Origin of the sequence: Methylobacterium sp. WL103 (assembly GCF_008039885.1) — a bacterium.
Classification (GTDB): domain Bacteria; phylum Pseudomonadota; class Alphaproteobacteria; order Rhizobiales; family Beijerinckiaceae; genus Methylobacterium; species Methylobacterium cerastii.
Map to the genome: position 1 here is coordinate 1 of NZ_VRUX01000159.1, position 8,023 is coordinate 8,023.

An 8,023-nucleotide genomic window follows, 5' to 3' on the forward strand; every position below is an offset into this window, starting at 1 on the left:
GTGCCGGCGCAGGCGCGCGAGCAGCCCGGGTAGGCAGGAGGCCGCCGCCTCGCCGGTGGCGATCTCCATCTGGCGCAGGGTCTCGCGGAGTTCGGCCTTGTGGTCCGCCATCGTCCCGGCTCGCGCATTCGAAGGCCACGATCCTGAACCGACGCCGGGGCGGGGGCGAGGTGGCACGGGCGCGCGGGTCCCCGAGGCGGGGCCCGGCGCCCATTCAGCGATCGTTTTCGTCAGCGATCGTTCTCGGTGGTCAGGGCGTCGGCGCGGATGCCTTCGCCGCCAGCCGGTCCGAGCCGCACGCCGGAGCTGCCGTCCTCGGTGAAGGCGACGCCGGCCGCCATCAGCGCGCTGCGCAGCACCTCCAGCTGGCCCGAGGGCGGATCGCCGTGGCCTGCCTCGAAGTCGCGCACGAAGCCGGCGTCCAGCCCGGCCTTGCCGGCCAGCTCGGCTTCCGACCATCCGAGCAACCCGCGCGCCGCCCGCGACTGGACCGGGCTCATCGGCCTCGGGGCCGCGCCGCTCTGGCCACCTTCGTCAGATCCCGCCACGCCGAACTCTCCTCACATCCATCGATCCGGTGCGTGACAACGGAGCGGAACCCGGATCGTTTCAGAAATCCCGCGGCGCGTCCGCCGAACTTCGCGTGGGATGCCGGCAAAAGCCCGCCCGCGGTCGCCTTGACCACAATTACGCTGAAATCCTATCGCATTGGCGCTTCCGCGCGCCGCCACGAGCTTCGGGATGCACAAGCTTCAGGATGCTTGAGGGTGGCGCACCGGGACAACGGGACAAGGGGCGTACCATGAAACCGATGCTGATCGCCGCTCTGGCCTGCGCCGCCGGTGCGCTGGCGCTGACCACGGCCACCGAGACGATGGCGCAGGGCGCGGCCTCGATGAGCGGCTTCGGCAAGGGCAACCGCCGGCCCGGCGGCGAAGAGAAGAAAGAGCAGTACATCCCCGGCGCGAAGCAGACCGAGAAGGTGTTCCCGCTCGATTCGACCTGGACGGCGGTGAGCATCAACGGCAAGCCGTTCGGCGGCGCCGACCGGCCGAGCTTCATCATCGACAAGCAGTACCGCGCCCGCGGCTACGGCGGCTGCAACACCTTCGCGGCGACCGCCTTCCCGCTCAAGGAGCAGCACCTCGCGGTCGGCCCGCTCGCCCTCACCAAGAAGTCCTGCGACAAGAGCCTCCAGGCGGCCGAGCAGGCCTACTTCGTGGCGCTCCGTACCACCGCGCAGTGGGACATGGTCGGCTCGCAGCTCGTGCTCAAGAGCCCCAACGGTGAGCTGAAGTTCGACCGCGCGCTCTGAGGCCCCGTTTAAGGCCCCGTTGACCACGCCGCGAGACGCCGGAGCCGGATTCACCCGGCCTTGAGACGCCCTCGCGCCTTCTGCCCTCCGGTTCACGACGGGGGCGGCGCATGGCGAAGGTCGGTTTCGGGCGGGCGGCGCTCCGCCCCGGCATCCAGGACGTCTCCCGCTACGTCGCGCCGTCGAGCTTCCACCGCGGTGCGGCCTGGCTCGCGGCCGCCCTGCCGCTGCTCGGCATCCTCCTGGTGATGGGCGCACGCTGACGAGGCGCCCCGACCGCCCGGCGCGCGAAGAACGATCTTCCCCGCATCGGCGTCTGCGCAGTCGGGATCTTCCACGCCGCCGCGAGGCATGCCGGCGGAGGAGAAAAAGATCGCCCTGCCCGGCACTTGGCCCGATTGCCCCCGCCCGCCGCACGCGATATCCCGGCTCCGGAAACGCCCGGACCGCCCCGTCAGGGGCGGTCCGGCGCGCCGTCACCTGAGCGTCCCTTCGGAGATTCGCGACCATGGCATCCGCCGACACCCAAGACCGCAAGCCCGGCCATGGCCGCGTCTACGGCTCGATCACCGAGACCATCGGCAACACGCCGCTCGTGCGCCTGAACCGCCTGCCGCAGGCGCGCGGCATCGACGCCGAAATCCTGCTGAAGCTCGAGTTCTTCAACCCGATCGCCAGCGTGAAGGACCGCATCGGCGTCAACATGATCGACGCGCTGGAGGCCTCGGGCAAGCTGAAGCCGGGCGGCACCCTGGTGGAGCCGACCTCCGGCAACACCGGCATCGCGCTGGCGTTCGTGGCCGCCGCCCGCGGCTACCGCCTGATCCTGGTGATGCCCGAGACGATGTCGCTGGAGCGCCGCAAGATGCTGGCCTTCCTCGGCGCCGAGCTCGCGCTGACGCCGGGGCCGCAGGGCATGAAGGGCGCCATCGCCAAGGCCGAGGAGCTGCTCTCCGAGATCCCCGGCTCGGTGATGCCGCAGCAATTCTCGAACCCGGCCAACCCCGAGATCCACCGCAAGACCACCGCGGAGGAGATCTGGAACGACACCGACGGCCAGCTCGACGCGTTCGTGGCCGGCGTCGGCACCGGCGGCACCATCACCGGCGTCGGCTCGGTGTTGAAGCCGCGCCTGCCGAACCTGAAAGTGTTCGCGGTGGAGCCGACCGATTCGCCGGTCATCTCCGGCGGCCAACCCGGCCCCCACAAGATCCAGGGCATCGGCGCCGGCTTCATCCCGGACAACCTCGACCGCGCCATCGTCGACGGCGTCATCACCGTCTCGAACCAGCAGGCGTTCGAGACCGCCCGCGAGCTCGCCCGCCTCGAAGGCATCCCCGGCGGCATCTCCACCGGCGGCAACGTGGCCGCGGCACTGGAGCTGGCGAGCCGGCCGGAGTTCAAGGGTAAGCGCATCGTCACGATCGCGTGCTCGTTCGCCGAGCGCTACATCTCCTCGGCCTTGTTCGAAGGCATCGGCTGAGTCTTTAGCCGGGCGGCCGCAATTGTGGCGCCGAGCGGAAGCCCGGCGTCACAGAAAATACAGGATCGGCCGGCATCCCACGGCAACCGCCTGTTAACGACGATCCGCCAACGGTCGTCGCCGGGCCGATTGCCGACCAACGGGGCTGACGGATGACTTTCGACGACGCGCGCGACGACTTCTCCCGTCTGCACCGCATCTTCAGCTTCCACCTCGGGGTCGCCGTCGGCCTTTCGTGGCTGACCACGCTCTACGCCGCCTGCTACGCGCCGTGGGTGCGCAACATCCGCGCGATCCTCGATCCCGCCTCCGGCCTCGACCACATCGAGAGCACGGTGTCCTACCTCTTCGTGATGCCGGCGCTGCTGACGCTGGCCTGGGTCTCGCTGGTCTTCGGCCGCGAGGTGATCCGCCGCTCGCAGACCCTGCCGAACGTCGCCTTGGAGTTCGCGGTCGCGGCGCTGGTCGCCTTCGGCGTCTTCTACCTCTCGATCGACCGCGCCGTCGCCGCGCTCTACGCCGGCCTCTGAGCGGGCCGAAGTCGTTTTCGGCCGTCTCGGCCGCCGCACGCGCGCACCTTTCACTTCAGACAACCCCGGACCCGTCGTTCCGGGGCGCCGTAGGCGAGCCCGGAATCTCCAGAACCGCCGTGGCGCCCGAACCAGTCTCCCTCGGCGGCTCTGGATCCCGGGCTCTGCTGCGCAGCCCCGGGATGACGGCGGCGAGGCTGTCCCGTCGATTCGCAGGCCTCGCCCAGCAGGACCGGTCGCCCCGGGGTGGAGGTGGAAAACGCACCCGCCCGAAGCGCTTGTGAAAGCGGATGGGCCAACCATGCGCGCGCACGCCCTTTCAAACGCCTGCGGCTGCGTGTAGACGCGGGTCTCAACGACAATCCCGCCGCCTGCGCCCATCCGTGCCGCCCGTAGACCGGGGCTGCGCGGCCGGGCACGCGTGACCGTACCGAAGGCGTCCGATGCCGAAGCGCACCGATATCTCCTCGATCCTCATCGTCGGCGCGGGGCCGATCATCATCGGGCAGGCCTGCGAGTTCGACTATTCCGGCACCCAGGCCTGCAAGGCGCTCCGCGAGGAGGGCTACCGGATCGTGCTGGTGAACTCGAACCCCGCGACCATCATGACCGACCCGGACATGGCGGACGCGACCTACGTCGAGCCGATCACCCCCGAGATCGTCGCCAAGATCATCGAGAAGGAACGGCCGGACGCGATCCTGCCGACCATGGGCGGGCAGACCGCGTTGAACTGCGCGCTCTCGTTGCAGCGCATGGGCGTGCTGGAGAAGTACGGCGTCCAGATGATCGGCGCGACGGCCGAGGCCATCGACAAGGCCGAGGACCGGCACCTCTTCCGCGACGCGATGACGAAGATCGGGCTGGAGACGCCCAAGTCCGAGCTCGCCAACGCCTCCGCCCCGAAGAAGGCCGACCGCGACAAGCGCCTCGCCGAGATCGCCCGCATCGAGGGCCAATGGCCCGCGGGCGCGGAGCGGGACGCGGCGATCGCCGCCTTCGAGAAGACCTGGCATGCGGGCGAGGGCGACCGGCGCAAGCGCTACATCGAGCATGCGCTCGGCCAGGCGCTGATCGCGCTCGCCGAGGTCGGCCTGCCGGCGATCATCCGGCCGTCCTTCACCATGGGCGGCACCGGCGGCGGCATCGCCTACAACCGCGAGGAGTTCCTCGACATCGTCGAGCGCGGCATCGACGCCTCGCCGACCAACGAGGTGCTGATCGAGGAATCGGTGCTCGGCTGGAAGGAATACGAGATGGAGGTCGTTCGGGATAAGAACGACAACTGCATCATCGTCTGCTCGATCGAGAACATCGACCCGATGGGCGTCCACACCGGCGATTCCATCACCGTCGCGCCGGCGCTGACGCTGACCGACAAGGAATACCAGGTGATGCGCGACGCCTCGCTCGCGGTGCTCCGCGAGATCGGCGTCGAGACCGGCGGCTCGAACGTGCAGTTCGCCATCGACCCGGCCACCGGCCGGATGATCGTCATCGAGATGAACCCGCGCGTCTCGCGCTCTTCCGCGCTCGCCTCGAAGGCCACCGGCTTCCCGATCGCCAAGGTCGCGGCCAAGCTCGCCGTCGGCTACACCCTGGACGAGATCGCCAACGACATCACCGGCGGCGCGACCCCGGCCTCGTTCGAGCCGACGATCGACTACGTCGTCACCAAGATCCCCCGGTTCGCGTTCGAAAAATTCCCCGGCGCCGAGCCGACGCTCACCACCGCGATGAAATCGGTGGGCGAGGCCATGGCGATCGGCCGATGCTTCGCCGAGTCGCTGCAGAAGGCGCTTCGCTCGCTCGAGACCGGGCTGACCGGGCTCGACGAGATCGAGATCGAGGGGCTGGGCAAGGGCGACGACCACAACGCGATCAAGGCTGCCATCGGCACGCCGACGCCGGACCGGCTGCTCAACGTCGCGCAGGCGCTCCGCCTCGGCATCAGCCACGCCGAGGTCCACGCATCGTGCAAGATCGACCCGTGGTTCCTGGAGCAGCTGCAGGGCATCATCGACCTGGAGAACCGGGTGAAGGCGCACGGCCTGCCGACGACGCCGGGCGCGTTCCGCCAGCTCAAGGCCGCCGGCTTCTCCGACGCCCGCCTCGCGGTGCTCGCCGGCACCGACGAGCCGGCGGTGCGCGAGGCGCGCCACGCCCTGAAGGTGCGGCCGGTCTACAAGCGCATCGACACCTGCGCCGCCGAGTTCAAGGCGCCGACCGCCTACATGTACTCGACCTACGTCGCCCCCTTCGCCGGCGAGGTCGCCGACGAGGCCCGGCCGACGGACGCGAAGAAGGTCATCATCCTCGGCGGCGGCCCGAACCGGATCGGCCAGGGCATCGAGTTCGACTATTGCTGCTGCCACGCCTGCTACGCGCTGTCGGAGGCCGGCTACGAGACCATCATGGTCAACTGCAACCCGGAGACGGTCTCGACCGACTACGACACCTCCGACCGGCTCTACTTCGAGCCGCTGACGCAGGAGGACGTGCTCGAGATCATCGAGACCGAGCGGCAGAACGGGACGCTCCACGGCGTCATCGTGCAGTTCGGCGGCCAGACCCCGCTGAAGCTCGCCCGCGCGCTCGAAGCCGCCGGCGTGCCGATCCTCGGCACCTCGCCGGACGCGATCGACCTCGCCGAGGACCGCGACCAGTTCAAGCGGCTGCTGGACAAGCTCGGGATGAAGCAGCCCAAGAACGGCATCGCCTACTCGGTCGAGCAGGGCCGGATGGTCGCCGCCGACCTCGGCCTGCCCTTCGTGGTGCGGCCGAGCTACGTGCTCGGCGGCCGCGCCATGGCGATCATCCGCGACGAGACGCAGTTCGCCGACTACCTGCTCGACACGCTGCCGAGCCTGATCCCGTCCGAGGTCAAGTCGCGCTACCCGAACGACAAGACCGGTCAAATCAACACGGTGCTCGGCAAGAACCCGCTGCTGTTCGACCGCTACCTGTCGGACGCGGTCGAGATCGACGTGGACGCGGTCTGCGACGGCACCGACGTGTTCATCGCCGGCATCATGGAGCACATCGAGGAGGCCGGCATCCATTCCGGCGATTCGGCCTGCTCGCTGCCCTCGCGCTCGCTCTCGCCCGAGACCATCGCCGAGCTCGAGCGCCAGACCAAGGCGATGGCGCTGGCGCTGAAGGTCGGCGGCCTGATGAACGTGCAGTACGCGATCAAGGACGGCGCGATCTACGTGCTGGAGGTGAACCCGCGTGCGTCCCGCACCGTGCCCTTCGTCGCCAAGGTGATCGGCGAGCCGATCGCCAAGATCGCCGCACGCGTGATGGCCGGCGAGGCCCTGGCCACGTTCGGCCTGAAGAAGAAGGTCCTGAACCACATCGCGGTGAAGGAGGCGGTGTTCCCCTTCGCGCGCTTCCCCGGCGTCGACGTGCTGCTCGGGCCGGAGATGCGCTCCACCGGCGAGGTCATCGGGTTGGACGCTGGCTTCGGCGTCGCCTTCGCCAAGAGCCAGCTCGGCTCCGGCACCAAGGTGCCGCGCTCGGGGACGGTGTTCGTCTCGGTGCGCGACGGCGACAAGGCCCGCATCCTGCCCTCGATCCGGCTGCTCGCCGGCCTCGGCTTCTCGATCGTGGCCACCGGGGGCACCCAGCGCTACCTCGTCGAGAACGGCGTCGCCTGCGACCGGGTGAACAAGGTCCTGGAGGGCCGGCCGCACGTGGTCGACTCGATCAAGAACGGCGACATCCAGCTCGTCCTGAACACCACCGAGGGCGCGGGCGCGCTGTCGGACTCGCGCTCGCTGCGCCGGGCGGCCCTCTTGCATAAGGTGCCGTACTACACCACTCTGGCGGGAGCGATGGCGGCGGCCGAGGGCATTCAGGCCTATCTCGAAGGCGATCTTCGGGTCCGCGCCCTGCAGGAATACTTCGCAGCCTGAAGCCGGGCGGCGACACGACGTTTCGAACCGATCGCGGGACACGCGTTCGGACGGGTTGTTGGAATCTGGCCCGGAGGGCGCGGCATCGCCGCGTCCGGCCGGGCCTCTTCATTGTGGCGCGAGACGATGGCGATAGACAAGGTTCCGATCACGGTGCGTGGCTTCGCAGCCATGGAGGAGGAGCTGAAGCACCGCCAGCAGGTGGAGCGCCCGCGCATCGTCGCGGCGATCTCCGAAGCGCGCGCGCACGGCGACCTCTCCGAGAACGCCGAGTACCACGCCGCCAAGGAGGCGCAGTCCCACAACGAGGGCCGCGTGCTCGAGCTGGAGAGCCTGATCTCCCGCGCCGAGATCATCGACGTCACCAAGCTCTCGGGCGACAAGATCAAGTTCGGCGCCACCGTGAAGCTCCTGGACGACGACACCGAGGAAGAGAAGACCTACCAGATCGTCGGCGAACCCGAGGCCGACGTGCATTCGGGCCGCGTCTCGATCACCTCGCCGATCGCGCGGGCGCTGATCGGCAAGGGTGTCGGCGATTCCGTCGAGGTGACGACGCCCGGCGGAGGCAAGTCCTACGAGGTCGTCGGCATCCGGTACGGGGCCTGACCGGTGCGGATGGCGCGACGCCGGATCGCCGGGCTGCTCGCCCTCTCGGCGTTCGCCGCGTCGGCGCTTGCCGTCGCCGCCCGGGCCGGTGACTTTCCGAGCCTGCGCGGCGAGCGCTTCGCGGACGTGCGCGTCGACGTGCGCCCCCTCCTGGCGCTCGGTGCGGGCG

General features: G+C 69.6%; 7 protein-coding genes. 6 read left to right on the forward strand and 1 reads right to left on the reverse strand.

Annotated features, from left to right (window positions below; all coding sequences use genetic code 11):
- Positions 1–230: 230 nt before the first annotated feature.
- Positions 231–548: a helix-turn-helix domain-containing protein gene (locus tag FV222_RS11865; protein ID WP_238270225.1), complete on the reverse strand. Its 318-nt coding sequence runs from the start codon at positions 546–548 to the stop codon at positions 231–233.
- Between the two features lie 254 nt (positions 549–802).
- Here FV222_RS11865 and FV222_RS11870 point away from each other — a divergent pair, with 254 nt between their 5' ends.
- From FV222_RS11870 to greA, 6 genes are all read left to right on the forward strand, one after another.
- Entirely contained in the window at positions 803–1,315 is a 513-nt protein-coding gene (locus tag FV222_RS11870) for an META domain-containing protein (RefSeq protein WP_147750347.1), read from the forward strand.
- Between the two features lie 110 nt (positions 1,316–1,425).
- Positions 1,426–1,578, forward strand: coding sequence for a hypothetical protein (locus FV222_RS29565; RefSeq protein WP_187273745.1), 153 nt, complete (start codon positions 1,426–1,428; stop codon positions 1,576–1,578).
- Between the two features lie 245 nt (positions 1,579–1,823).
- Entirely contained in the window at positions 1,824–2,798 is a 975-nt protein-coding gene (cysK, locus tag FV222_RS11875; protein ID WP_147764436.1) for a cysteine synthase A, read from the forward strand.
- A gap of 152 nt (positions 2,799–2,950) precedes the next feature.
- Entirely contained in the window at positions 2,951–3,328 is a 378-nt protein-coding gene (locus FV222_RS11880) for a hypothetical protein (protein ID WP_147764435.1), read from the forward strand.
- 443 nt (positions 3,329–3,771) lie between these two features.
- Complete coding sequence (carB, locus tag FV222_RS11885; protein ID WP_147764434.1) at positions 3,772–7,245, forward strand: carbamoyl-phosphate synthase large subunit; 3,474 nt, start codon at positions 3,772–3,774, stop codon at positions 7,243–7,245.
- A 132-nt stretch (positions 7,246–7,377) separates the two neighbouring features.
- Positions 7,378–7,854 carry a transcription elongation factor GreA gene (greA, locus tag FV222_RS11890; protein WP_187273746.1) on the forward strand — a complete coding sequence of 159 codons (477 nt, stop codon included), beginning with the start codon at positions 7,378–7,380 and terminating at the stop codon, positions 7,852–7,854.
- Positions 7,855–8,023: the final 169 nt, after the last annotated feature.